Source organism: Paraflavitalea sp. CAU 1676 (assembly GCF_029223285.1).
Lineage (GTDB): Bacteria > Bacteroidota > Bacteroidia > Chitinophagales > Chitinophagaceae > Paraflavitalea.
The window spans coordinates 140,271-164,833 of the sequence record NZ_JARHUJ010000012.1; the positions used below are offsets into that span (position 1 = coordinate 140,271).

Below are 24,563 nucleotides of genomic sequence, written 5' to 3' on the forward strand. Positions count from 1 at the left end.
ATGCAGCACCAACAACTCATTTTATCCGGCGCCGTACTGATGGCGCTGATGTTTCCCTATGCCGGTGTCCAGGCCCAATCGGACGACACCACCAGGCCGGTAGCTATAGTAGGGCAACCGATGCCTGCCTGGCAGGCAGGGTACCTCGATCTGCACCATATCAATACCGGCCGGGGAAATGCAGCCTATTACATACTGCCCGATGCTACGACCATCCTGTTCGATGCCGGCGAGATGGACCCCACCAACCCGCGTACTACCTCCAAACGCAATACGCCCTTGCGGCCCAACGATAGCCGGCAGCCTTATGAATGGATAGCGCGTTACATTCAACAGGTAGCGCCGCCAGCCAACAAAGGGGGCATCGACTATGCGGTGATCTCCCATTTTCACGATGATCATTTTGGATGCTGGTACCCGTCGGCACCCTTGTCGAAAAACAAGCAGTATGCACTGACGGGCATTACAGGCGTAGGTGGATTGCTGCCAATCCGGCATTTGCTATTGCGCGATACCGCTTACCCGGTCCCGGTAACTACTCAATTGATCAGAAGCGGCAATGTCAATAATAATTTCTATAAGACCTGGACGAACCTGCAAGCCTTTATGCAGGCCGAACAACAAAAAGGCATGCAGCTGCAATGGTTAAAAGCGGGTTCGCGCAGCCAGATCAGGTTGCAGCACCAGCCAGGCCGTTATGTCGAATGTTATGTGCGCAATGTGAAATCCAATGGATGGATATGGACTGGAAAAGATAGTGCCGTGGCGCAGCATTTTCCATCCGTTGACCCTGCTAATAATAAAACCTGGGCCGATGAGAACAGCCTGAGCAATGTGCTTACCATTCATTACGGCCCCTTTACCTATTATACCGGTGGGGATTGTCCGGGTAATGTATTCCTGGGCGATGCGTCCTGGCGAGATGTAGAGACGCCCGTAGCCAAAGCCGTTGGCAAAGTAAATGTGGCCACGATGGATCACCATGGCAACCGCGATGCCGTCAGCGAATTTCAGGTACGTACACTACAACCGCAGGTGTGGATACAGCAGGTGTGGACGGCCGACCATCCCGGTCATGAAGTATTGATCCGCGTTACCTCTCCTCATATTTATCAGGCCAAACGCGATCTCTTTGCTACCAATATGATGGAGCCTACAAAGTTGGTCATCGGTCCGCTCGTTGATCGATCGTATACCAGTCAGCAGGGGCACATAGTCGTGCGTGTATTGCCGGGCGGCAAAACCTATTATGTTATTGTCCTCGATGATAGCCGCGAAGACATGCCGGTGAAGCAGGTAGCCGGTCCTTATTATTGTCAGTAGTGCGTGCATTTTAAACATCATTTTCATCATTTTAAGTGGCAATAAGCATCCTTGGTCGACAATGTATCCCCTTTGTCGGTTACTGCTGAAATTGAATCCTACGCATTGTTTATTTACAGTAAATAAGCGTCATGATCATAAGAATGCCTATGCGAAACCTCGCCATGCTGGTGGTGATGGGAGGGCTGCTGTTTGCAGCCTGTAGTAAGGAAAAGAAAGCCGCGGAAGAACCCTTAGAGCCCTTTGTGGCTCCGGTCGGGAATGTCTATGGCCAGCAAACTGCTGCCACGATCGGCGTGCAGGGAGGTACACTGGCTACCCCCGACGGACAATTGCAACTCACCATACCTGCAGGGGCATTGACGGCCAATACCGCCATCAGTATTCAGCCAGTAGAAAACACCACGCCGGGCGGCTTCGGACTCAATTACCGCCTGTTGCCGCATGGTATCAAATTCGCCAAACCGGTCACGGTCAAATTCTCCTACGCACAATACCTCGATAGCATACCATCGCCAGACGCATTGGCGATCGCCTTCCAGGATAATGACCGGATATGGAAAATTCCCAAAGGTTATAGCGTCGATAAAGGAAATAAAACGGTGAGCGTGCAAACCACGCACTTCAGCGACTGGGCAGTAATGAAATTCCTGGACCTGGAACCAGCATACTGGGTGCTTTTCACCGGAGAGCAACTGACACTGAAGGTTGTTAGCCACGTACGCCTCGACGATGACCTGGGTATCGCCTACGTCGAGGAAGATCTTATCCCGGTCACCAGGATAGCCAATCCAATCCCCCTGCGCGAATCGCTCATTAAAGAATGGAAATTGGTAGGTGGGGGAGAGCTGAATCCCAGTGGCAATACAGCCGTGTATACAGCGCCCGGCGAACTTCCGGCACGCAACCCCGTGGCTGTGTCCGTGCAGTTAAAGAATGCCGCCACTTTATTATTGATATCCAATATATGGGTATTGCCTAAGAAGGGCGTATGGATAAAGATCGATCAGGAAGCGGGCCTTAACTATTCCGAATGCCGGTTAACAGGCAGTAATGGTGTATTTGAACTGGAGTGGAGAGCCGACCGTTTGGGAGCATGGCAAGGAGTGGCGGCGACCGAAGGATTTACCGGCGCCGGAACCTATTCGTGGGGCGATAGAACTTCATTCTATTATGAAGAGCCGCTCCGGATCAACGATCACACCCTGCTGGCGCACCACGGCGAAACACAGCCGGTATTCAGCACAGGTTCGCTCAGGATCACCCGATGGGCCGCTGTCGGCGAAATGGTGTCGGGCGATTTTACGATCAGCAACGCCGGAAGGTATGATGCCAATAGCGGTGGCGGGGAATTCATCAGAACTCATGCTGTTAAAGGCTACTTCAACGTGCGGCGGGAGGAGTAACAGCAAGCAATACAGTATATTCTTACCATGAAAGACAAAAGGCCGCTCCATGGGGGCGGTTTTTTTATTCATTCACCAAAAAGTGCACAATGCGAACAGCATGACCGCTGCTGTTGGGGTTCTTGTTATTCGATACGCGTAGTTGAACAGTATGTTTGCCCCGCTTCAAACTGCCATCAAATAGTACATACCAGGGTAAATGCAGAGACTTACTCCATTGGGTAAACAGGTCGATCTGCCGAAAGGGGCCTTTGTCGATGGAATACTCAATGATGCCAGCGTCTTTGCCCGAAACGATCGCTATGCCCACTGCCGTGCCTTTAAAAGGCAGTTTGAGCGTAGCGCCCGGCGTGGTAGTCACCAGCATGGGTACATGCACGAATCCTTTACGGGTGTTGAGACCGTCGGTGGGTGTCCAGTCGGGGTTGATGGTCCAGGCAGTATCCTTGCGGGCTTTTCCGATGGCAACATATTTTCCACGCTCGAAGGCGGTAGGGTTAAGGGGGGCTGGCAGGAGATGGGGTTCTATACGCGACAGAACAAAGATAGGTTTGAGAGAATCCAGGGTCAGGAGGGATTGAATGCTGTTAAAATATAACTGTTGTCCAAAAGGCGACGGGTGCAGGTCCTTGAAATCCTTCTCCCAGGAGAATTCGCCATTCCGCATTCGGTCATGTACTTCTTTGGCGAGGTTGATAGAAGGTAAATTGTAATGGGTGGCTATCAATTCATGATTGATGACCTCCACCGGTATCCTGCCTTCGTCATAATCTTTTGTTTTATCCGGATCGGCAAACGACATCATGACAATATCTATATAGGGATTGCTCTTGCGGGCATGGCGTATGATGCCTTCCAGCGTACGCACCTGCGTAAGGCTGTCGGTGCCGTTTACATGATCGTTCACGGCTGCTTCGAGAAACAGCAGGTCAATGCGGCCGGAGTCGAGCACATCGCGCTGCAGGCGAAAGGAGTGGGGCAGGCTGCCCAGGGAAGGGATGCCGGCATTGATGAAGCGGAATTTGAATTCGGGGAAATCGGCCCGGAAGAAAGAATCGACCTTGTTGCGCCATCCATTCATATTGGTGATGGAACCGCCGAGATAGGCAATGGTAATTTCCTTCTTTAGTGAACTGTTGCTGTAAAGGCGCTCCATGGTATTGTTGGTGCCACCGCGATGTTGGTGAAACAGGTCGCTGGACAGCCTGGAGGCCGGCTGGGCCAAACTAATGAATGACAGGGTGGAACAGATCAGCAGCAACAAGGATGTACGGTACATGCAAAATGATTAGGCCCGCAATCTATTTATTCGCCTTCACATTGCTGTCCTATTTTGTAACGAATCACTCAGCTATTTTATCGCGAGGCCCCGCAGCGCCCCCTACATAGTGAACCTGCCGGCCATTGAACACCCAGCGCCGCAATGCTGACTATCCAAAACCGGCAGGTTGCTTAGGGGTACATTCCTGTTTCAAAAAATCAGGCCGGGCCGGTTATACGATTGATGCAGACTCCACCGCACCCAGCCTGTTAGCAATCCCGATCAAGCTATTAAGACTTTTAGTTGCTGTTCAATACTATGAATGGCTTTTACTGTTTTGTAATAAGAGTCGGGCGTCACGGATATCGAGTCGATACCCATCTCCACGAGAAACTGGGCAAAGTCGGGGAAATCACTAGGCCCCTGGCCACAAATGCCCACCGATATATTGGCTTCACGCGCCGCCTGTATCAGCATTTCGATCATCGACTTCACGGCCTCATTGCGCTCATCGTATATATGTGCCACCAGCGATGAGTCGCGGTCAAGACCCAACACCAACTGGGTAAGGTCGTTCGAGCCGATCGAGAATCCGTCGATATGCTGGGCAAATTGACGCGCCATGATAATGTTCGAAGGCAATTCGGCCATCAGCACTACCTGCAAACCGTCTACGCCACGTTCCAGTCCGCCTTCTTTCATCGCATCATATACCTGCAGCAATTCGGTTACCGTACGGCAGAAGGGGATCATCGTCACGATATTCCTTAACCCCATCTTTTCCCTGGCGAGCTTGATAGCCCGGCACTCCAGCAGGAAGGCTTCCCGGTACTGTGGTGAATAATACCTGGAGGCTCCTCGCCAGCCGATCATCGGGTTCTCTTCTTCGGGCTCAAAATGATTGCCGCCAAGCAGGTTGTAATACTCATTGCTCTTGAAATCGGAGAACCGCACCAGCACCCGGTGTGGATAGAAAGCCGAAGCGATCTTGGCGACACCCTGTGCCAGTTTCTGTACAAAGAATTCTTCTTCATCCTTATAACCTCGTGTGATCTCCGCGATAGAGGCACTCAGCTTATCATCACCCAGTTCGCGGTGGTGCAGCAAGGCGAGAGGATGCACTTTAATATAGTTGTTGATGATGAACTCTTCCCGCGCCAGGCCGATACCCTTGCAGGGCAGGCTGGCAAAGCGGAAGGCCATATCGGGGGATGCCACATTCAGCAGCACCGGTGTATCTACTGTCGGGAACGACGATTCATCGTAGGTAGTCGTATCAAAAGGGATGATGCCATCATAAATAATACCCGTTTCCCCTTCGGCGCATGACGCGGTGATCACCTGACCCTCCTTCAATAATTCGGTGGCATTGCCGCAGCCTACAATGGCGGGCACACCCAGTTCGCGGGCAACGATGGCAGCATGACAGGTTCTGCCTCCTTTGTTCGTGATGATGGCGGCCGCTTTTTTCATAATGGGTTCCCAGTCGGGGTCGGTCATGTCGGTGACCAGTACATCGCCTTTGTTGAAGGAGATGGTATGGATGGCCTGACTATGCACCGATTGTAAAACCCGTACTTTTCCACTGGCGATCTTATCGCCCACGGCAATACCTTTTGCTACGATCTTCGAAGAACGGTCACCATCCTTCATCGTGTATTCGGTGAAGCTGCCGCGCTGTTTACGCGAGTGGATGGTCTCTGGCCGGGCCTGAACAATAAAGAGCTCTTTCGTAACACCATCCAGGGCCCATTCCACATCCATCGGACACCAGCGTTTATGCAGCGTGGAATAATATTTTTCGATGTCCATGACCCATTTGCTCAACAGCATGATCTGGTGATCGGGCAGACAGAAATGATCCCTTTCCTGCGGACGTGTGTTCACGATCGCCACCCGCTCGCCGGGCTCTTCCCCATACACCATTTTCTTTTCCTTGCTGCCCAGTTTTTTCTCTATGATGGATTGGAAACCCTTTTGTAGCGTGGGTTTGAATACGATGAACTCATCGGGCGAAATCGTGCCCTGTACAACCAGCTCACCCAGGCCAAAGGCGCCGTTGATGACGATTGCATCGCGGAAACCGCTTTCGGTGTCGAGCGAGAAAGCGACACCCGAAGAACCGAGGTCCGACCGCACCATCTTTTGCACGCATACTGACAGGCCTATTTTGAAATGGTCGTACCCGAAGCCCTGGCGATAACTGATCGCCCGGTCGGTAAAGAGCGAAGCAAAGCAATGCTTGATAGAGTCGAGCAGCTGATCGATACCGCGTACATTAAGATACGTATCCTGCTGGCCGGCAAAGGAAGCATCCGGCAGGTCTTCTGCGGTAGCGGAAGAACGAACCGCTACATCCGTGCAGATCTGCTTGTATTGATCGGAGAGCAGATCATAAGCATCGCTGATCTGATCGATCATTTCTGCCGGGAAAGGGCATCGGCAAATGAGCTTGCGGATAGCCGCCCCGTTTTCCTGCAGCGAAGCGATGTCATCTGTCTTGATGTTGTCAATCAGTTCATGAATACGGTCGTTGAGTTTGTTGAAGCAGAGAAACCTGTTATAACCTGCTACCGTTACAATAAATCCTTGCGGGATCCTTACACCCAGCGGCGTTAGGTTTTGCAGCATTTCTCCGAGGGAAGCGTTTTTGCCGCCCACCAATTCGATATCCTTAATACCGGCCTGGTTGAGTTGCATGATGATCGGGCTTGACATGTGTTTTGTTTTTCTGGTTTTAAAGTAAGAGCAAAGCATATCCCCCTCATAGCTTATGTATGAGATACACTAAGGCATTAAGGACAAACTGGATTGTTGATGTACAATGAAAGCTAATGCAGGCAGTCGATAGATGTGCACCACTGATGCCTGAAAGAAATCCCGTTATCGGATACAGAGCCGATTTGTGAATTCAAAAGTAGGGGCAAAAGAGAAAACATCTTTCCATCCGATTACCCAGTTTTTGTACTATCTTAACATCATGTGTTGATTTAGCAGCCTATTTCATACCATGAAAGTATTAAAATCGATTTAGCATGAAGGCCCAGTTGATCAAGATCCCATTAGAGGCGGAACATTCATTTAGTGTAAGGCACGAAATTGCCCCTGCGTTTTCCAATAGCTGGCATTATCATCCCGAACTGGAGCTGGTACATATAGTAAAAGGATACGGCAGGCAGTTCATCGGCGACCACATTCACCACTTCAAAGCCAATGATATGATATTGCTGGGGGCCAACCTGCCGCATTGGTTCCGCAGCGATGAAAAGTTCCTGCGCAAGAACTCCACCCTGCATACGGAAGCCATCATCGTACATTTTACCCCCGAGTGCATGGGGGCCGATTTCTTTAAGCTGCCGGAAAACAAAGACTTGCTGAAGTTATTTGACAAAGCACAGCAGGCAGTGCGCATCAAACACCAAACCCGCCAGCAGGTAGCGGCCTATATGCAGCAGCTGGTAGGCGCGCGTAAAAGCGAACGCATCATATTGTTGATGCAGATATTGCAGGAGATCGCAGCATCCCGGCAAACCAAAACAGTTTGCAGCAAGGGACTCGATTTTCATTACAATGAAATGGAGGCCGATCGCATGAACAGTATTTATCAGTACATCATGAAGAACTTTTCGCGGGAGATCACGCTCGAGCAGATTGCGAAGGTAGTCCACATCAGTCCCAATTCCTTTTGCCGGTATTTCAAGTCGCGCATCAAGAAGACCTTCTCGCAGTTCCTGATGGAAGTGCGGATAGGGCATGCCTGTAAGCTACTCGCCGAAACGCAGAAAAGCATTGCTGATGTATGTTATGAAAGCGGATTCAATAATTTCTCCAACTTCAACCGTCACTTCAAATCCATCACCGGTAAAACGCCCATGGCGCACCGCAAGCATTACCAGGACATGAAATAGGAGAGGGGGCGCCAACGGCCCCAGGTAGCCCGGAGTGGTTGATCTTCACCATGCCTCCAACAGCATTTCAGCGTGGAAAATCAGCATTTAAAACGGCGTCCATTGGAGAAGCATTGGACCACAGTTAGTTTTAGGTCAAAATCAATAGTCATCAAAAAGTTAAGACCATGAAACTGACCAGTATTTTCCGGATTGGCAGCCTGCTCCTCGCGCTGCCGGTGTTGTTATCCTGTCATAAAGATCCCGAAGGGGAAGGCGCCGATCCCGAAAAAGGATACGCAACAGGCCATGTGGTAGATACCAACGGGAAGCCGCTGGCCAATGTAGAGATACTGCTCGATAATACCCTCATCTTTAATTCATACATATCCGGTAAAACGAATGCCAACGGCGATTTTAAGGTGAAACTGACTACCGGGTCGTGGATGCCCTATGCCACGTTGGAGAAGGAATACAATGGCAAGACCTACGAAGTAAGGCTCCATCCGGACAATAACAGCGGATTCAGCATAGATGGCGGCGTATGCAATTTCACCTGGAAACTCACCGGCGCCAGAAAATCGCCAATGACGGGTACTTACGGAGGTAATATCATCCTTACGAGAGGTATTGGCAGTGACTTGTATGATTCGGAAAATATTGAGTATACATTTACACCCGTTGGCACGCTCATCGATGGCTCCACAGGCCAGGTATTGAAACTGCATGAAGTGGCCAATACGTCTTATCTGAGGGATATTCCCATTGGTCGTTACACAGTAACTGCAGTCTACAAGTTGGGCGCGGTGACCAAATCAGTGCTCCTGCGGAACCGCTATGCCAACGGTCAGTTCGCCTCCTCCATCCAGATGGATTTTGAACCCGAATCACCCGACGGCAACAACATGGCCGCCATCGACTATAAGGAAGGGCAATAGCACCTGCTATTGCGCTAAGCAGGCCTGCCTTTAGATCACCCTATGCCCGTACCGGGAACAGGATCTGATTGGGCAGGCCTGATTTTTTTCATAATAATACCTGATTCGGGTAAGGTATTTATGATCTTCTGGCCTTACTTTTGCACCATCTTACGCCGTTGAAGCAATTTGGTGCGATATTATTACTGGTCATCGTGATGGCCCAAACATTCAGCAAATGCTGGTTGTTAGTGAGTTTCGTCGTCAACCAACGCACCATCGCTGCCACGCTCTGCGAAAACCGCAACAAGCCCCAGTCGTCCTGTCACGGTAAATGTTACCTCCGCAAACAAATGGCCGCGCAAGACAGGCAGGAAAGTACGCCCCTCAATGGCGGTAAAGAAAAGTTTGAAGTACTGTTGTTCAATGAAGTGGCCAATACGGTCAATATTGAACCTTTTACAGTAAGTGCCACTCCATTTCCTTCCCATACGGCATCCATCCTGCTACAGGAAACGGCCGCCATATTTCATCCTCCACGAGCCTGATAACAGCTCTATTATTCTCAGCACATGCCAACTATTGTGCCTTGCTTAACCGGTGAGCAGGAAACATAACCAGTTGTGTACGTAGCTGTCCGTAACCGGCCTCAGGGCCATTCCAATTCATGTTCCGATAATTCCACTTCATGCAGCACGCTGTTGAAGTGGCCCGTTGTTCCGTGCACTTTTGCGCTGGCAAAAGTGGCAATACTTCATGCCAAAACCGGATTATTATGAAATCAGTTCTTACCTACCTTATCATTGGCTTATTCGTACTGGTACAAAATAGCTTCGCGCAAACGATCTGCCGCGGCAGGATCATCGATGGTATAACCAAAGAAGCGATCCCGCACGCCTCCATTCAAGTAAAGGATGCCGCTAAAGGCATCGCTACCAATAATAAAGGCGAATTTGAGATCACCTCAACAGGACAGTCTCAGTCGCTGGTCGTATCCTGTATCGGCTACCAGCCTCTCACCATGGTGGTGGAGCCGCAACAAACCAACCTGGTGATAGCGTTGCAGTCGGGCAACAATACCATGCCCGAAGTGGTGATCTCCGCCAACCGCGATGTGGCGCGCCGTTCGCAGGCGCCGGTTGCGATCAATACCCTCACCGCCAAAACCATCCAGGATACCAAACCGATCACCGTAGACCAGGTGCTCAATAAAGTAAGCGGCGTGTACATGGTCAACCTCGGCAACGAGCAACACTCCATGAGCATCCGCCAGCCTATGACCACCAAAAGTCTTTTCTTATACCTCGAAGATGGCATGCCCATCCGCACCACCGGCCTCTTCAATCACAATGCCCTCCTCGAAATGAATATGGCTGCTGTACGTAATATTGAAGTGGTCAAAGGACCTTCCTCTTCCCTCTATGGCAGTGAAGCGATCGGCGGCGTGGTGAACTTTATTACGCTGGCGCCTACTGCCCTCCCTTCCCTTAAATTATCTGTGCAGGGCAATGACATTGGCTACAAGCGCACCGATCTGCAGACCGGCTTCACCAGCGGCAAATGGGGTGTAAGCGTTAATGGGTATTATGCCGATAAACGCAACAGTTATATTGAATACAGTGATTTTCACAAAGGCATTATCACTGCCCGTGTCGATTACCGCTTCAGCGATAAAACCTTTCTCACGAACTCCTTCACCTGGCTCGATTATTACAGCGATATGCCGGGTGGTATCGATAGCGCCAAATTTGCCAGTAAGTCGTTCAGGAATCCGCAAACCTTTACCTACCGTAAGGTGGCCGGACAGCGGTATCGTTCTACGCTCAACCATTCCTGGAACGAACACAGCAAGAGCAGCGTGTCCTTCCTTTATCGCAACAATAGCATCGGACAAAACCCTGCCTATTCCGTAAAAGACGATTATCGCCGCCAGGGCAGTGCCTGGATCGGTAAAAAGGATCTGGCACATGGAGAGATCAATGACGCCTCATTCAATAGTTATGTACTCATCGCCCAGCACAAGCAGCAGTTTCAATGGAAAGATGCTGCCATCATCGGCGGGGTGAGTGCAGACATTAGCCCCTCTACTTACCGGGCAGACTATATCCGCATCAAAAAGGATTCCGTGTCAGGTAAATACGAAAGCTATCAAACGAAAGACAGTGTGCTCACCAACTACCGCAGCAACCTCAACAATTATGCGGCCTATGTGAACCTAGAGCTGTCGCCCATCGAAAAGCTGCGTGTAGTGGCATCGCTCCGCTACGATGTGTTCCGCTATCAGTTCGATAACTACCTGAAACCATCCTCCTACAGTGGATCGCCGGATACTGTCAATCACTTTAGTGCCGTAAGTCCGAAGATCGGGTTCACCTATAACTTCAGCCGGGCTGCGGGTATCTATGCCAACTACAGCCAGGGCTTTGTGCCGCCGCAGGTTACGGAAATGTACCGTGGCGTAAAAGTGCCCAACCTCGATCCCTCGGTGTTCTATAATTACGAAGCAGGGGGATGGATCAGTTTGCTGAAAGGAAAGCTGAGCGCCGACCTGAGTTTGTATTACCTCGATGGTACCAACGAAGTAGTATCGGTAAAGCTCGATGATGGCTCTTCCGAAAACCGCAATGCCGGTAAAACCCTGCACAAAGGCATCGAGTTGGGCGTTAATGTGAACCCGGTGAAAGATGTCAGCCTTCGCTTTAGTGGCGCCTACAGCCGCCACGAATTCGTCGACTTCAACGAGAAAGGGGTTAAGTACAATGGCAATGAAATGAATGGCGCGCCCAACTGGATCTACAATACAGAACTGTGGTATCGCCCGTCGTATGTGAAAGGATTGCGCCTTGGTGTTGAATGGCAGCACCTGGGCAGCTATTGGCTCGATCCGGTGAACACGGTCAAATATCCCGGCTTCGATGTGGTACACCTGCGTGCAGGTTATCAGTGGAAGGCCCTGGAACTGTGGGTAAATACCGTGAACCTCGGCAACAGCTATTATGCGTACACGGCCAGCAAAAGCAGTTTTGGTTATAGCTACAACCCAGCCGAACCCCGTAATGTAACCGTAGGACTTTCCTGCGATTTTGGTCAACTCTTCAAAAAGTAAGGATGAGCATCCGTCAATATATCCGCCGGCATATGTATCGCTGGCACCGTATAGCCAGTTTGATCATTGCTGTTCCTGTATTCCTCTGGGCGCTCAGTGGGTTCATGCATCCGCTGATGACCAATGTTCGTCCGCAGGTGGCCACCCAGAAATTACAGGCTCCTGTCATCGACACAGCAAAGATCAGGGTATCGCTCGCCGATGCCTTGCGCAAGAATAAGATTGATAGTTTTAGTCAGTTCAGGCTGGTGACCATGCACAGCAACTGGTTTTACCAGGTGAAGCTGCCGGCGAGTAAAGTGCTGAAGTATTACAGTACAGAGAATGGCAAATTGTTGCCCGATGGTGATGAGCTGTATGCCCGTTACCTGGCCAAGCAATTCCTGGAAGGAGATGAGCAGGCGGCCGCCGAAGCGAAGTCGCATAAAATGCTGGCCTCCTTGAAACCTGAGCCATTGCCCGGTACTGCCACTACGGTGGCGGCCGAAGCGCTGGGTGGGGGCGATCATGATTGCTGCACCAATACCATGGCGGCCATCATGAATGTAACGAAGGGCGCCAAAGTGACTACCGTACAGTTTAAAGAGCAGTATGATGGCGAGTACAAATATGTGAACCGTTACCTGCCGGCCTGGAAGGTGAGCTTTAACCGGCCCGATGGTATTCGTATTTATGTGGAGACCGCCCAGGATCGTTTTGCCTTTGCAGTAGATAATAAGCGGGCGGCATTCGATACCTTCTTCTCGCTCTTTCATACCCTTGGCTGGCTCGATTTTATGGGCCGGGCAAAATATATCGCGGAGATGCTGATCATGTTATTGGCCGTCTTTACGACCGTGATGGGGCTGTATATGTTCTTCACCACAAAAGCAAAGAAGGCAGCCGGCAATGCTAAAGTGCGTGCACGCCGCATCCACCGGTTTACATCGGTGACTGCTTCCTTGTTTACGCTATTGTTCACCATCAGTGGTGGGTATCATGCGTTCGAAAAACTGAAGCCGGATACCCGTCACCTGTATTTTGCCGATTATAGGTATGCGGCTACTGAAGCAGCAGCCGATTGGGATAAGCTGGACAGTGCTGTTGGGGCAGACCGCTTGATCACCAACTTGTCGCTCGTACAGGTGCAGGGTGAACGCTATTGGCAGGTATTTAATAAGTCGGCCAAAACCATGGCGCATCAGGCAGCGGCAAAGGGTGGTAAGGACCTGATGAAAAGTATGACGGTGCCGCCGCCGAACACACTGTATGTGCGGGCCGCAGATTATACATTGCTGGCAGGCGGTGAGGAGCAATATGCACGCGAACTGGCCACGGCCTTCAGCGGTCGCCCGTCGGATAAGATCATAGCCACCAATGTGGTGACAAAGTTTGAAGGGGAATATGGATTTGTGAACAAGCGCCTGCCGGTTTGGAAGGTGGGGTATGCGGAGAATAGCGAGGAAAGATATTATGTGGAGACCAGTAGCGGCAAATTGGCTGCGATGGTGAATGATAAAGACCTGGCGGAGGGATATAGCTTCGCTTTATTCCATAAGCACCACTTCATGGATTGGGGCGGTAAAACAACGCGTGATGTAAGCACCATGTTCTGGGCTGCCATGCAGATGATGATGGTGGGCGTGGGTCTGTGGTTTTGGTGGAAGAGCAGGCAACAGCGGCGCAGTGCGTAGGGGGGATTATCCCCGCAACGAATGCCGGTATTGCAGAGGCGTGCTGTTGGTTTTGTTTTTGAACAGCTTGTTGAAAGACTGGGGGCGTTCGAAGCCCAGTTGGTAGGCGATGGTGGCCACGGGCCAATCGGTCTCGGCCAGGAAGTTCTTAGCTTTTTCAATCAGCTTACCATGGATTAGTTGCTGTGCGGTTTGACCGGTGAGGGTGCGCAGCATATCGCTCAGGTAACCGGGCGAAAGGTGTACCTGCGAGGCGAGGTATTCTACCGTGGGCAAGCCTTTGGTGAGCGGTACTTCATGTTGGAAATATGCTGCCAGCAGTTCTTCGATACGTGCAAGCAGGTCGTTGTTGACGGCTTTGCGGGTCAGGAACTGACGGGTATAGAACCGGTTGCAATAAGTAAGCAACAGTTCAATATGGGCGATCACGACATCCTGGCTGAAAGAGTCGATGTTGGATTGGTATTCTGTTTCAATGTCGAGCATGATCCGCTCGATCAAGGTCTCTTCTTTGTCGGATAGGTGCAGGGCTTCATTCACCGCATAACCGAAAAAGCCATATTCCTGGATCTTTTTACCGAGGGCGTAGGGGCGAATGAAGTCGGGGTGGAAGGAGAGGCAGATGCCGGTGAGGTCATATTCTTCAACGCTTTGGTTTTCGAGTACCTGGTGAGGAGCGATAAAAGACATCACGCCTTCATCGAAGTCGTAGTAGTTTCTGCCATACCGGAACTTTCCTTTGAAGCCCCGCTTCAGGGAGGCGCAATAAAAGCCCAGGGAAAACCGACGGTTGAGCTCTTCGGCCCTGTGAGCAGCAGTTTCCAGTCTGAAAACGCTCACCAGTGGATGCAGTGGCTTGGGCAACGAGAGTATACGGTGTTGCTCGGTGATGGATTCGATGATATGTGGGCGCTGATCGCTCATGATGATACTATAAAATTAGAGCAGGTAACGCAGAGTTACCTGCTTTTTGTTTTTACCGGTTCACGGCCTGCATGCCGGCGGCGTCGTAACGGTCGCCGGTGATGGTGCCGAGCGGAATGATTGATTCCAGCCGGCGAAGTTCTTCACTACTCAAGGTGATGCTGTCTGCAGCAATATTTTGCTCGAGGTATTTAATGCGCTTGGTGCCGGGAATGGGTACGATGCCTTTGGCGATGACCCAGGCGAGTGCCAGTTGAGAAGGCGTGATCTCTTTTTCGGCAGCCATTTTTTCAATGGCCTGCAGCAGTTCGATGTTCTTATAGAACTGTTCGCCCTGGAAGCGGGGCATCGATCGCCTGAAATCGTCGGCGGCGAGGTCTTCGGGCTTTTTCAGTTCTCCGGTCAGGAAACCGCGACCCAGGGGTGAATAGGCCACGAGGCCGATGCCCAGTTCGCGCAGGGTGTCGGGAATACCTTGTTCTTCGATGCTGCGTTCGAACAGGGAGTACTCCGATTGAACGGCGGTGAGGGGATGAATGGCGTGTGCTTTACGGATGGTGGCGGAAGATACTTCCGAGAGACCGATATACCGCACCTTGCCTTCCTGTACCAGTTCCGCCATGGCCTGCACAGTTTCTTCAATGGGTGTTTGCGGATCTACGCGGTGCAGGTAGTAGAGATCGATATGGTCAGTGCCCAGGTTGCGCAGGGAGCGTTCGGTAGCCTTTTTTACATAGTTTTTATCGGCCTTGAGTTGCCAGGTCAGCGCGCCGCTGTCGTCGATCTCATAGCCGAATTTGGTGGCCAGGATGTATGCTGAGCGTTTGCCTTTAATGGCTTTGGCAATGAGTTGTTCGTTGACCAGCGGGCCGTAGAGGTCGGCTGTGTCGAGAAAGTTGCAACCCAGTTCCAGCGAACGGTGAATGGTGGCGATGCTGTCGGCTTCGTTGGCTTTGCCGTAGATGTCGAACTGGGCCATGCCCGTCATGCCCATACAGCCCAGCCCTATGGAGGGTACAGTAAGTCCCTGACTACCTAACTGAATCATTTTCATGTTCAAATGCTTTGTTGAATGATGCAGCAAAGGTGGGTTTGGAGTGACTGGGAAAAGTGTCCAAAAAAGGGTAAGGTGTATCCAGAGTCGGGTAAAGGGTGTTTGATTTTCCGGTTTTGGGAATTATGGTTGGAGAAACCGTAACGATGGGCTGTTTATGCCCGGGAGGGCCTTGCCATACTGCCTGCATATTGCCTGCACATTGCCTGGACATTGCCTGCGCTCCCTATGTAGAGGTACCATATTCAGGCAATATACGGCCAGGCGGCAGTGAAGTTCCAGGCAGGTGGTAGTACATGAGAGACGGACTACATGCCTGTTTGGGATTAACTTGGAACAGGTAAAGCTAATTCCGGGCGAACTGGATGGGCGTCCCCAAGCGACTGGATTGTCGCAAATAGCTAGTAGAATGGCAGCGGACCTCTCTAAGGGTGGTACGCGACCTGTACAGAACCCCTACAGAACCCTTAGAGCCTTAGGCCAGTCCCAGACCACCCTTAGGCCATTCCCAGGCAATACCCCGAAAAGTCCGCACCAACCCGGCACCCATTCCACTAGCCTTTGGGGCCAGTTACGTGCCGAGGGGAGTATGGGGGGCGGTGTTAAAAGGTGGTTAGAGGCGCATAATCGGACGAATTTTAAATTTACGGGAATTTCTTAGCGAATCGGTGTGCGCGGCCTGGTGAGGCGCTAATGCATTTTGGGGAGGTGCGCTGGCGGGCGGCGAAACCGGAAGTCGCAATACGGGTTCCACAGGCTAATTAGCGGATCTGCTATTTACGGGCGCTGGCGACGAGCTCAGCAAGCTCGAAGGTATTATAACGGGCGATCGGCTAAGTGGTCCTGGGTGAACTGCAAATGAACATCCGGCCTGTATATTTCCTGTAGAAAGGGTGGGTTCGTAAGGTCTTTAAACCCAAATTGACGGTACAGGCCATGGGCATCACTGGTATTCAGCATGATCCTGCGGAGGCGTTTAGCCCAGCCTTGTTCAAGGATATGAGCAAGCATCTTCTTGGCCACTCCCTGGCCCTGGTACTCGGGGAATACAAAGAAATCAGCGAACCAGGCAAACGTCGTATAATCGGTAATGACACGTCCGAAGCCGATCTGCCGGCCATCCACAAAGGCGCCCACACAAAAAGAGTTGCTCAGGGAATCATTAACCATGGTATAGGGTATGCCTTTTGCCCAATAAGTTTCCTCACTCAAAAAACGATGTACCAGTTCTACATCCATTTGCTCCTTACCGGTTTTAATCACTACGTTCAGCATGGCTATCAATTTTACCACACAAAGCTACCTTTGCCAGCTGGATAAACACAGTCTCAGTTTTGTGTATTTTGATGGACACAGTTAACTTTATGCCATGAAAAGCGATTTCCTGTATATCGAGCTATCCAACAATATCGCCCGGCTTATCAGGGATAAGGTATTGAAGCCGGGCGATCGTTTGCCTTCGGTGAGGATGCTTTGCGAAGAGCAGGGCATCGGCATGAACACTGCCAAACGGGTGTTCCTGGAACTGGAAGCGCAATCGCTCATTGAATCCAGGCCGCAATCAGGCTACTTTGTTAGTCAGTTGCCTCATCAAAGACTTGCTCTTCCGGCCATCAGTAGCCCTTCTCCTATAAGCAACAATGCCGGGCCCGGCGAGATCATCAACAAGGTATACTCCACACTGGGCCATAAAGGGATTACGCATTTTTCCATTGGAGTGCCATCGTCAGCGTTGCTGCCGTTGGCCAAACTGAACAAAGAAATAGCACAGGCTACCCGGCAGCTTCCGGGTAGTGGTACTGAATATGAGCAGGTGCAGGGAAATGAAAACCTGCGGAGAATGATTGCTGCTCGCTCTATCTCCTGGGGCGGCAAACTTCCGGAGAGCGATCTCATCACCACAGCCGGCGGCATGCATGCTCTTTCTTTGTGCATGATGGCACTCACTAAGCCCGGTGATACCATTGCGATGGAAAGTCCCTGTTATCCCGGCAGTTTACAACTGGCCAGCAGCCTTGGACTGAAAGTGCTTGAACTGCCCACGCATCCAATTACAGGCGTGTCGATCGACGCCTTGAAGAAGGTGGTGAAGAAGATCGATCTCTGTCTGCTGGTGCCCAACTTTAATACGCCTTTGGGCAGTTGCATGCCCGATGAACAGAAGAAAGAAGTGGTGGCGCTATTGGCCAAATACAATATCCCGCTGATAGAAGATGATATCTATGGTGATCTGTATTTTGATGGACAGCGACCCAGGTGCTGCAAGGCCTATGATAAAGAGGGAAATGTATTGTTGTGTAGTTCCGTTTCCAAAACACTGGCGCCCGGCTACCGGGTAGGGTGGGTGGCGCCGGGCAGGTATAAAGAACAGTTGTTGAAATTAAAGTTCGCGCATGCCATATCGACTTCCACTATTACCCATGAAGCGGTAGCCAGTTTCCTGCAATCTGGCCGGTACGATCTTCACCTGCGAAAAATACGCGGTCTGTTGCAGCAGAATTATGGGCAGTATGTCAATGCCATCACTGAATACTTCCCAGCGGATACAAAAGTGAGCCGGCCGCAGGGCGGACTGTCCATGTGGGTGGAGTTCAATAAAAAGATAAACACAACGGGGTTGTTTGATATTGCCCTGAAACAGAAAATAAGCATTGCGCCCGGTAGGATGTTCACACTCCAGGATCAGTACCAAAACTGCATGCGCCTTTCTTTAGGCTTGTTGATGTCGGATGAAGTAAAGCAAAGATTAAAGGTGCTTGGCCGACTGGTGGCATCGCAATATCCAGGCACGTAGTTGCTATTGCGGATCGTTGTCTGGCTGCTTTTCCGCAGTATCCGCGTTTTTCTTTAAGCGCCAACCTTTCTCAATAAACTGCCTGGGACCTTCACGGAAAATAAGCAGTAGGCCCAGCAACCCGTAAAGTAAGCCGCCTATAATTGTTCCAGCTACTATACCTGGTGTATTGCTGGTTACGAATGCAAGCAAAGGTTTTGAAAGTGTTCTGATGCCTAGTGCGGGCAGTGAAAGTATATAAAACGACACCAGGATAATGATCGGATGAAGCACAGACCAACCCCTTTTACGACATATCACCAGTGAGATGATGAACGCTACAAGGCCGCCCAAAATAGCGGATATTTGGGTGCTAAAGTGAAAAAAAGAGATGTCATATGCGTTAACTCCTTTCTCAAACAGGTACTTTATCATTTGATCCTGATCAGTGCCGGCCTGTTGTTGATAGTACTCGTTGGCAAGATTCAGCACCTTCAGATTGGTAAGGAGTGAAAAGCTTTGGAATGCCCGGATCAGGAAAAAGAAAGCCACCCCATGTACCAGGATAAGCCGCCAGTTGAGTTTTCGTTGCATCAGTAGGGGTTTAAGGATGTAGGATAGGGTGCATCAAAACCGAGGATTACCAGGTGCACCCGACGACGGGGAGCTGAGTGCATAAAATAAACCTATCTGCACCACCCGGTTGGCGCCGTCGCGGTTGGTGCCGGTAGGGTTTCCGTTACCGTCTACCGTGATGCCTTTCACCAGTCCGCGGAATCCATAATTGTAATGTAATTCCACGCCCAGCGTTGGGGTGATCAGGTAGGCGCCGCCGATATTCAGCCCCCAGTCGAAATGCTGGAACCGGCTGGTAATATCATTTTTGGTATTGTGGTATTTTTCTACGGCTTTCATAAGATAGCCGAACTCGAAGCCAGCCATCGTTTGTATCTTATCTCCAACAGGCGCCATCAGTAAGATGGGCAGGGTAATATAATTCAACCGGCAGGTTACCTGGCCATTCGCGCCGGTCAGTGGGGAGCGATAACCTTTCAGGGAATATTGAATTTCCGGCCGCAGAAAAAGATCCGATTGGGTGAGCCTGATCAACGTATAGGCCCCTGCATAATAGCCGATACTCGCGTTGTTGGGGTCTGCATCCCGGTATCTGACCGTATTGATACTGCCCCCAGCCTTGATGCCTAACTGCCCTTGCGCCAGGGCGCCGAGCGTACTTGCCATAACGGCCACCAGTAAATAAAATGCTTTCATGTTCGATGTGGTTGGAGTCGGCCCTAAAAGTAACCCCATTTTGTTGAAGCGCAAAAACGACGAACAGTAGGGCATTCTACCGGATGCTGTCGCTGTGGGGGCAATTCCGTCACGGAGCCGTATGCTGCTTTGGGGATTCGGATGCTTTCTGTGAAAGTTAGACTCACTCGATCAATCCACGACGCAGGGCTTCCCGCACCAGCGATACCGTGTTCTTGGCGCCGAGCTTTTGAGAGAGATTGAGCCGGTGTGTTTCTACTGTACGCAGACTGATGAACAGCTTTTCCGATATCTGCTGGTTGCTGTTCTCTTCCCCAATGAGCTTCAGTATCTCCAATTCTCTTTTGGTGAGTGGTATCTCAAACATCGACCGGCGCTGGCCGGAAAGGCTTTCACTTAGCAGGCTTTTCTTAATGCTTTCATCGAGAAACTCTCCGCCTTCATGAATCGTCAGGATGGCCTGTGCCAGTGTTTCCTGATCGGTATTCTTGAGTGCATAACCAGCCGCGCCCATGCGCATGATCTGTTTGATGTGCCGGGTGTCGTCGGAGCTGGTAAAGGCGAGCACGCGAACAGCTGGTTGCAATTTGAGCACCTGTTTACAAATATCGATGCCCGAAGTGCCGGGCAGTTGGATATCCAATAACAAAACATCGAGCGTATTGGAAGCGAGATAATCGAGCAACGCCTCGGGTGAGGTCGTAGAAAAGCTTAGTCTGATGCGGTCATGGTTTTCAAACATAGCCTGCAATCCGTTAAGCACTACCGTATGATCGTCTATGACACCTGTTTTGATGAGTTCCATAACTGAGTTCACCGGCTTGCCTGAGCTGGCTGCTGACCGGTGCGGTCAAATGTAAGTATTAATACGTAGAAATGGAATTCAGTCCTGCTACTGAAAAAAAAGCCTGGTCGCCGCAGTTCTTTTGTACCTCCAATCGATGACTGGAAATGTATCCCAACGGACGGGAATACACCAGCGCCGCGCGGTAACACTTTATCAACTAATAAAATCAATAAACAAACGTCATGAATCCATTTGTGATTGCGCTGAGTGCATTGCTGCTGGTCGGATCTTCCTGCAGTAAGAAGTCCGGCGACTCGTCTGAAGACCTGTTTCAACAATCCCCTGCCAGTAAAGTGCCCGATCAGTTGGCCACCGGTACCTGGTTCTCCGGCACTTTATCGGCGATCTCTTACTTCGACCGCGATGGCCATAGGCTGGGTAATGAATACGAAGCCGGCCGGGAGTATACTTTTTCCAATGTGAACGGAAAAGGGAGAATAAAGTTCTGGCAATACCTGGGCGTGCGCACGGCTTCCACTTGTGTAACGGAGCATTACACCTACAAAGAAGGTACGGTGGTTTTCGAAGGCGATAAGTTTACGATCTATCCGGTAAAAGGAAATTTCAAGACCATCAAGGATAAATGTTCATCGGGCAATGGTACCACAAAAAGAGACGCGGCAGGCGACGATCTAAAGCCTGATGTATACCGTTGGGAGATAAAGACGATCGATGGCAAGACTTATTTTTATACCTATCTCGATACCGACGTGGACCACGAGGATCCTGTGTTCGTGTACAGCTGGGTGCAGTAGACGATCCGTTTTATTCATTATTCATGGCTAACCGGGGTGGTCTGTCCTTTACAGGAAGACCACCTCACCTGTTTTAAGGTCGTAGTAGGCGCCCGCAATCTTTATTTCGCCCTTGTCGGCCATTTCCTTCAGGATGGGGCTTTTAGCCATTATCTCGTTGATGGTATTGATGACATTGTTTTTGGCAACATGCTCCACGAATGCAGCATTGCCCGCCGATTTCTCGCCATTAAAATCCTGCGATTTGGCAACGGCCGGTTTGATCTTGGTGAGCATGGCCGTGATGTTGCCCAGCTTCACATTGTCGATAGCGGCTTTGATGGCCCCGCAGGATTCGTGACCCAATACAAGAATTAGTTTGGCGCCCGATACCTTGCAGCCATACTCCATGCTGCCCAATATATCCTCATTGACAAAATTACCGGCTACCCGTGCTACGAACAGGTCACCGATTCCTTTGTCGAATACATCTTCTACCGGAACGCGACTATCCAGGCAGGAGAGAATAACGGCTTTCGGGTACTGTGCCGGGCTGGCATTGCGTACCATGGCCGAGTGATCGCGCGCCGTAACATCGTTGCGAACGAACCGTTGGTTGCCGGCTTTTAGGTTTTCAAGTACCTGGTCGGGCGTTAAGGCCTTTTGCTCTTCGGCAGTGAGCACCCGCTCGCGGCGCGGAATTACCTGTACGGTGGGTTGCGCAGAATCGCTGGCGGTAGTGGTAGTGGTCGTGGCGGTGTTGGGGGTGTTGGCTGCATCCCTGCAGGAGAGCAGCAGGCAGGTGGCGGTAATGGCGAGGAGCCCCGCATGAAAGGAATTTGTCATGTTTTTCGTTTTATTGGCTGTGATCCGGGTTGCGTTCTCTACAGTAAAGGGGAAGGTAGGGGCAGGATTATTGCTAAATTAAATGTAACAATTCTTCCGGTTGGCCCGGGCAGTTTTATAAAACCGGGCAAAGTTCTATCTTACGTTCGCTATGGATGCAGGCATGACTTATACGATCACTGGTTATTCAACCGCCCTTTTTTCTACCTGGTATTTTGTTGATGAACTGGGCCTCCTGCTCGATGCGGGTGATGGGATCGCTTCGACCCTGATGCAAAAGAGCCGGAAAGCAAGTCATGTGTTTATCTCGCACCCCGACAGGGACCACCTCACCGGCCTTTTTCAATTCAACCAATTGAATGCCCGGGAGGGCTTGCCCCTCATTTACTATCCAAAGGATTCTTCTTCGTTTCCTGCCCTTCGTGATTTTACGGCGCGCTTCGATCCGCATGTAAGCGGCACGCAGTGGCTGCCCATCCGGGAAGGAGAACGTATCTCCATAAGGGATGGTATAGAGGTAGAGGCGATACGCAACGGTCATGTGGAAGCGCCCGCCGGTATCACCAAGAGTTTGAGTTTTAAAGTGCAGCAGGTGCGTACCAAGTTGCGGCCCGACCTGGTAGGACTGCCCGGCGATGAGATACGCAAGATCATACAGGAGCAGGGTAAAGATAAAACGACTACCGAAGTACGCTCTACCATGATCGGCTATTCGGCCGATAGCCCTGTTGAAGACCTGGAGCGGTGGAACCATTGCCAGGTATTGATACACGAAGCCACTTTCCTCGGAGGGACGGAAGATGCAAAGCTATTGGCGCATGGCCATAAGCACAGTCAGCTGGAAGAAGTAATGGAAATGGTGAGTGGCCTGGAGATTGGCACACTGGTGCTGGGGCATTTTTCTTCGCGCTACAGCCCGGAGCAGATCGATCAAAAAATACGTAGCCTCTGTGAGCAATATGCGATCAATATTCCCGTGCGCCGCCTCCTGCCCGGAGAAGTGGTGCGGGATATATTAAAGCAGCCCGCCATCAACAATAAATAACCCGCTAAAGCGGTTAGTAGCGTTCGTTCAATTCAATTACTATGAGCCGACCTTTTTATAAAATATGCTTCTTACTCCTTTGTCTCGTTACTGCCACCGGGCTCCGCGCGCTGGCAGATACCGTCGATAACTACCAGATCCATTTAAGGGACAAGGTAGTGGTGCGGGAAGTGGGCGACAAGTTCCTGCAGCTCGATGAGAGCGATCGTAACGAGACGATCCGCATCAATTATAATCGTTGTGTGCCTTACCGGGGCGACCGCCGCTTGTTTGTGAAGGATGCTGATGGCAAGATCCTCTGGCAGCGACTCTTTACCGGAAATGATGGCGCTTACCAGATGGAAGTGCCCGTGGCCGACTGGCTCTCCTGCGGTGATGAAACTTCAAGGCCTGCCCGCCTGCTTTACCTGGAAGAAGGGGCAACTGACAGTATCCGCCTGGCGATCCTGCAGGTGGATTATGTAGACAAAGCACAACCCGACTTTGCTGTTTATCACCACGAATTCAGTATGCCTGTCAAAATAATGCTCAGCGGTGTATTGGGCGCTGCCGCCGTGCTGATCGTCGTGATGCGGGTGAAGGCACTCCGGAATGGACGGAAATAAAAAACCTTGTGAAGGATTGCTCCCCACAAGGTCTTATCTAAATCTCAATCTAACCTCAACATGGTTTGTTGGCTGCATCGGCTGGTTGCGTTGCAGCACCGGTACTACTGGCTGACGGCCCGGTCAAGGTGCACATAGCCGCCATCTACATGGATCAGCTGGCCGGTAGTGTGGCTCGATGCCGACGACAACAGGAAGGCCGTCGCATTACCCAACTCTTCGGAAGTGGTCATGCGGTGCTCCAGGGGAATCTTCGAAACGATCGACGCCAGTTTGGCTTCCGAATCGGGCAGGCCCTTGATCCACCTTTCATACAAAGGCGTCCAGCACTCCGCCACAACGATCGCATTTACACGAATACCATAAGGCAATAATTCCACGGCCCACTCACGCGTCAGCGCATTGCGGCCGCCATTGGAAGCGGCATAAGCCGATGTTCCGCCCTGGCCCGTCTCGGCGGTCTTGGAACTGATATTCACAATCGCGCCTTTCGATTTCTTCAGTTCGGGCAGTGCATAATGCGCCACGAGGTAATAGTGGATCAGGTTCTTGTGCAGCGAAGCCACGAACGCTTCATAGGTGCCATTTTCCAGGCCAACGCCGTCATTAACGCCGGCATTGTTCACCAGACCGTCGATGCGGCCAAACTGTTTGATCACCTCCTGTACGGCCTTTTCGCAGGCTTCGGGTTGGGTGAGTTCGGCAACGACCTGTGCAGCCTTTTGACCAGCCGCCTTAATATCGTTCACCGTTTTAATATTGTCCTCCTCATTGCGACCCAGGATAACGGGAATAGCTCCCTCTGCCGCCAGTACTTTAGAAATGCCTTCTCCGATCCCTTTGGCCCCGCCTGTTACAATGATGACCTTGTCTTTCAGTTGAAGATCCAT

The 24,563-nt window shown here is 51.0% G+C and carries 21 protein-coding genes; 11 read left to right on the top strand and 10 right to left on the bottom strand.

The genetic code is table 11. The features are described from left to right. Together P2H89_RS32775 and P2H89_RS32780 are read left to right on the top strand one after the other, a co-directional pair. Nucleotides 1–1,323 (top strand): hypothetical protein, encoded by a 1,323-nt coding sequence (locus P2H89_RS32775; RefSeq protein ID WP_275835284.1) that lies wholly within the window; start codon nt 1–3, stop codon nt 1,321–1,323. A gap of 131 nt (nt 1,324–1,454) precedes the next feature. Then, nucleotides 1,455–2,729, top strand: coding sequence for a hypothetical protein (locus P2H89_RS32780; RefSeq protein WP_275835286.1), 1,275 nt, complete (start codon nt 1,455–1,457; stop codon nt 2,727–2,729). Nucleotides 2,730–2,793: 64 nt separating this feature from the next. Here the strand turns inward: P2H89_RS32780 and P2H89_RS32785 are convergent, their stop codons facing one another. Then, complete coding sequence (locus P2H89_RS32785) at nt 2,794–4,008, bottom strand: SGNH/GDSL hydrolase family protein (RefSeq protein ID WP_275835288.1); 1,215 nt, start codon at nt 4,006–4,008, stop codon at nt 2,794–2,796. 264 nt (nt 4,009–4,272) lie between these two features. Next, nucleotides 4,273–6,708, bottom strand: a complete 2,436-nt coding sequence (gene ppsA, locus P2H89_RS32790; protein WP_275835290.1) for a phosphoenolpyruvate synthase — start codon at nt 6,706–6,708, stop codon at nt 4,273–4,275. Between the two features lie 317 nt (nt 6,709–7,025). Here ppsA and P2H89_RS32795 point away from each other — a divergent pair, with 317 nt between their 5' ends. The 5 genes from P2H89_RS32795 to P2H89_RS32815 all read left to right on the top strand — a co-directional run bounded on the left by P2H89_RS32795 (nt 7,026) and on the right by P2H89_RS32815 (nt 13,573). Beyond that, complete coding sequence (locus P2H89_RS32795) at nt 7,026–7,898, top strand: AraC family transcriptional regulator (protein ID WP_275835292.1); 873 nt, start codon at nt 7,026–7,028, stop codon at nt 7,896–7,898. Between the two features lie 167 nt (nt 7,899–8,065). After that, entirely contained in the window at nt 8,066–8,815 is a 750-nt protein-coding gene (locus tag P2H89_RS32800; RefSeq protein ID WP_275835294.1) for an Ig-like domain-containing protein, read from the top strand. A 158-nt stretch (nt 8,816–8,973) separates the two neighbouring features. Continuing rightward, nucleotides 8,974–9,342, top strand: coding sequence for a hypothetical protein (locus tag P2H89_RS32805; protein WP_275835297.1), 369 nt, complete (start codon nt 8,974–8,976; stop codon nt 9,340–9,342). Between the two features lie 227 nt (nt 9,343–9,569). Beyond that, nucleotides 9,570–11,900 (top strand): TonB-dependent receptor, encoded by a 2,331-nt coding sequence (locus tag P2H89_RS32810; protein WP_275835299.1) that lies wholly within the window; start codon nt 9,570–9,572, stop codon nt 11,898–11,900. 2 nt (nt 11,901–11,902) lie between these two features. After that, nucleotides 11,903–13,573, top strand: a complete 1,671-nt coding sequence (locus P2H89_RS32815) for a PepSY domain-containing protein (RefSeq protein ID WP_275835301.1) — start codon at nt 11,903–11,905, stop codon at nt 13,571–13,573. Nucleotides 13,574–13,579: 6 nt separating this feature from the next. Here the strand turns inward: P2H89_RS32815 and P2H89_RS32820 are convergent, their stop codons facing one another. The 3 genes from P2H89_RS32820 to P2H89_RS32830 form a co-directional block, all read right to left on the bottom strand. After that, on the bottom strand, nt 13,580–14,497 hold the full coding sequence (locus P2H89_RS32820; protein WP_275835303.1) for an AraC family transcriptional regulator: 918 nt from the start codon (nt 14,495–14,497) through the stop codon (nt 13,580–13,582). A gap of 52 nt (nt 14,498–14,549) precedes the next feature. After that, complete coding sequence (locus P2H89_RS32825) at nt 14,550–15,551, bottom strand: aldo/keto reductase (protein ID WP_275835305.1); 1,002 nt, start codon at nt 15,549–15,551, stop codon at nt 14,550–14,552. A gap of 816 nt (nt 15,552–16,367) precedes the next feature. Beyond that, nucleotides 16,368–16,826 carry a GNAT family N-acetyltransferase gene (locus P2H89_RS32830; protein ID WP_275835307.1) on the bottom strand — a complete coding sequence of 153 codons (459 nt, stop codon included), beginning with the start codon at nt 16,824–16,826 and terminating at the stop codon, nt 16,368–16,370. Nucleotides 16,827–16,920: 94 nt separating this feature from the next. Between P2H89_RS32830 and P2H89_RS32835 the strand changes: the two genes are divergently transcribed. Then, entirely contained in the window at nt 16,921–18,345 is a 1,425-nt protein-coding gene (locus tag P2H89_RS32835; RefSeq protein WP_275835309.1) for a PLP-dependent aminotransferase family protein, read from the top strand. Between the two features lie 3 nt (nt 18,346–18,348). Here P2H89_RS32835 and P2H89_RS32840 read toward each other — a convergent pair whose 3' ends face one another. From P2H89_RS32840 to P2H89_RS32850, 3 genes are all read right to left on the bottom strand, one after another. Further along, the gene (locus P2H89_RS32840; RefSeq protein ID WP_275835311.1) at nt 18,349–18,876 is read right to left on the bottom strand and encodes a hypothetical protein; all 528 of its coding nucleotides are present in this window, start codon (nt 18,874–18,876) and stop codon (nt 18,349–18,351) included. 75 nt (nt 18,877–18,951) lie between these two features. Further along, nucleotides 18,952–19,596: a porin family protein gene (locus tag P2H89_RS32845; protein ID WP_275835313.1), complete on the bottom strand. Its 645-nt coding sequence runs from the start codon at nt 19,594–19,596 to the stop codon at nt 18,952–18,954. 163 nt (nt 19,597–19,759) lie between these two features. Next, entirely contained in the window at nt 19,760–20,401 is a 642-nt protein-coding gene (locus tag P2H89_RS32850; RefSeq protein ID WP_275835315.1) for a response regulator transcription factor, read from the bottom strand. A 224-nt stretch (nt 20,402–20,625) separates the two neighbouring features. Between P2H89_RS32850 and P2H89_RS32855 the strand changes: the two genes are divergently transcribed. Continuing rightward, the gene (locus P2H89_RS32855) at nt 20,626–21,198 is read left to right on the top strand and encodes a hypothetical protein (RefSeq protein WP_275835317.1); all 573 of its coding nucleotides are present in this window, start codon (nt 20,626–20,628) and stop codon (nt 21,196–21,198) included. A gap of 48 nt (nt 21,199–21,246) precedes the next feature. On the opposite strand, the gene P2H89_RS32860 is transcribed toward P2H89_RS32855, so the two are convergent. Then, complete coding sequence (locus P2H89_RS32860) at nt 21,247–22,023, bottom strand: carbonic anhydrase family protein (RefSeq protein WP_275835320.1); 777 nt, start codon at nt 22,021–22,023, stop codon at nt 21,247–21,249. 151 nt (nt 22,024–22,174) lie between these two features. Here P2H89_RS32860 and P2H89_RS32865 point away from each other — a divergent pair, with 151 nt between their 5' ends. Next, complete coding sequence (locus tag P2H89_RS32865) at nt 22,175–23,068, top strand: MBL fold metallo-hydrolase (RefSeq protein ID WP_275835322.1); 894 nt, start codon at nt 22,175–22,177, stop codon at nt 23,066–23,068. 41 nt (nt 23,069–23,109) lie between these two features. Beyond that, nucleotides 23,110–23,673: a hypothetical protein gene (locus P2H89_RS32870; RefSeq protein ID WP_275835324.1), complete on the top strand. Its 564-nt coding sequence runs from the start codon at nt 23,110–23,112 to the stop codon at nt 23,671–23,673. Between the two features lie 104 nt (nt 23,674–23,777). On the opposite strand, the gene P2H89_RS32875 is transcribed toward P2H89_RS32870, so the two are convergent. After that, a complete protein-coding gene (locus P2H89_RS32875; RefSeq protein WP_275835326.1) occupies nt 23,778–24,563 on the bottom strand; it encodes an SDR family oxidoreductase in 786 nt (261 codons plus the stop codon).

Excerpts from the sequence above, each read along its gene's own strand:
- P2H89_RS32775 (WP_275835284.1), top strand. The coding sequence starts at position 1 with ATGCAGCACCAACAACTCATTTTATCCGGCGCCGTACTGATGGCGCTG.
- P2H89_RS32780 (WP_275835286.1), top strand. The coding sequence starts at position 1,455 with ATGATCATAAGAATGCCTATGCGAAACCTCGCCATGCTGGTGGTGATG.
- P2H89_RS32785 (WP_275835288.1), bottom strand. The coding sequence starts at position 4,008 with ATGTACCGTACATCCTTGTTGCTGCTGATCTGTTCCACCCTGTCATTC.
- ppsA (WP_275835290.1), bottom strand. The coding sequence starts at position 6,708 with ATGTCAAGCCCGATCATCATGCAACTCAACCAGGCCGGTATTAAGGAT.
- P2H89_RS32795 (WP_275835292.1), top strand. The coding sequence starts at position 7,026 with ATGAAGGCCCAGTTGATCAAGATCCCATTAGAGGCGGAACATTCATTT.
- P2H89_RS32800 (WP_275835294.1), top strand. The coding sequence starts at position 8,066 with ATGAAACTGACCAGTATTTTCCGGATTGGCAGCCTGCTCCTCGCGCTG.
- P2H89_RS32810 (WP_275835299.1), top strand. The coding sequence starts at position 9,570 with ATGAAATCAGTTCTTACCTACCTTATCATTGGCTTATTCGTACTGGTA.
- P2H89_RS32815 (WP_275835301.1), top strand. The coding sequence starts at position 11,903 with ATGAGCATCCGTCAATATATCCGCCGGCATATGTATCGCTGGCACCGT.
- P2H89_RS32820 (WP_275835303.1), bottom strand. The coding sequence starts at position 14,497 with ATGAGCGATCAGCGCCCACATATCATCGAATCCATCACCGAGCAACAC.
- P2H89_RS32825 (WP_275835305.1), bottom strand. The coding sequence starts at position 15,551 with ATGAAAATGATTCAGTTAGGTAGTCAGGGACTTACTGTACCCTCCATA.
- P2H89_RS32830 (WP_275835307.1), bottom strand. The coding sequence starts at position 16,826 with ATGCTGAACGTAGTGATTAAAACCGGTAAGGAGCAAATGGATGTAGAA.
- P2H89_RS32835 (WP_275835309.1), top strand. The coding sequence starts at position 16,921 with ATGAAAAGCGATTTCCTGTATATCGAGCTATCCAACAATATCGCCCGG.
- P2H89_RS32845 (WP_275835313.1), bottom strand. The coding sequence starts at position 19,596 with ATGAAAGCATTTTATTTACTGGTGGCCGTTATGGCAAGTACGCTCGGC.
- P2H89_RS32850 (WP_275835315.1), bottom strand. The coding sequence starts at position 20,401 with ATGGAACTCATCAAAACAGGTGTCATAGACGATCATACGGTAGTGCTT.
- P2H89_RS32855 (WP_275835317.1), top strand. The coding sequence starts at position 20,626 with ATGAATCCATTTGTGATTGCGCTGAGTGCATTGCTGCTGGTCGGATCT.
- P2H89_RS32860 (WP_275835320.1), bottom strand. The coding sequence starts at position 22,023 with ATGACAAATTCCTTTCATGCGGGGCTCCTCGCCATTACCGCCACCTGC.
- P2H89_RS32865 (WP_275835322.1), top strand. The coding sequence starts at position 22,175 with ATGGATGCAGGCATGACTTATACGATCACTGGTTATTCAACCGCCCTT.
- P2H89_RS32870 (WP_275835324.1), top strand. The coding sequence starts at position 23,110 with ATGAGCCGACCTTTTTATAAAATATGCTTCTTACTCCTTTGTCTCGTT.
- P2H89_RS32875 (WP_275835326.1), bottom strand. The coding sequence starts at position 24,563 with ATGGATCTTCAACTGAAAGACAAGGTCATCATTGTAACAGGCGGGGCC.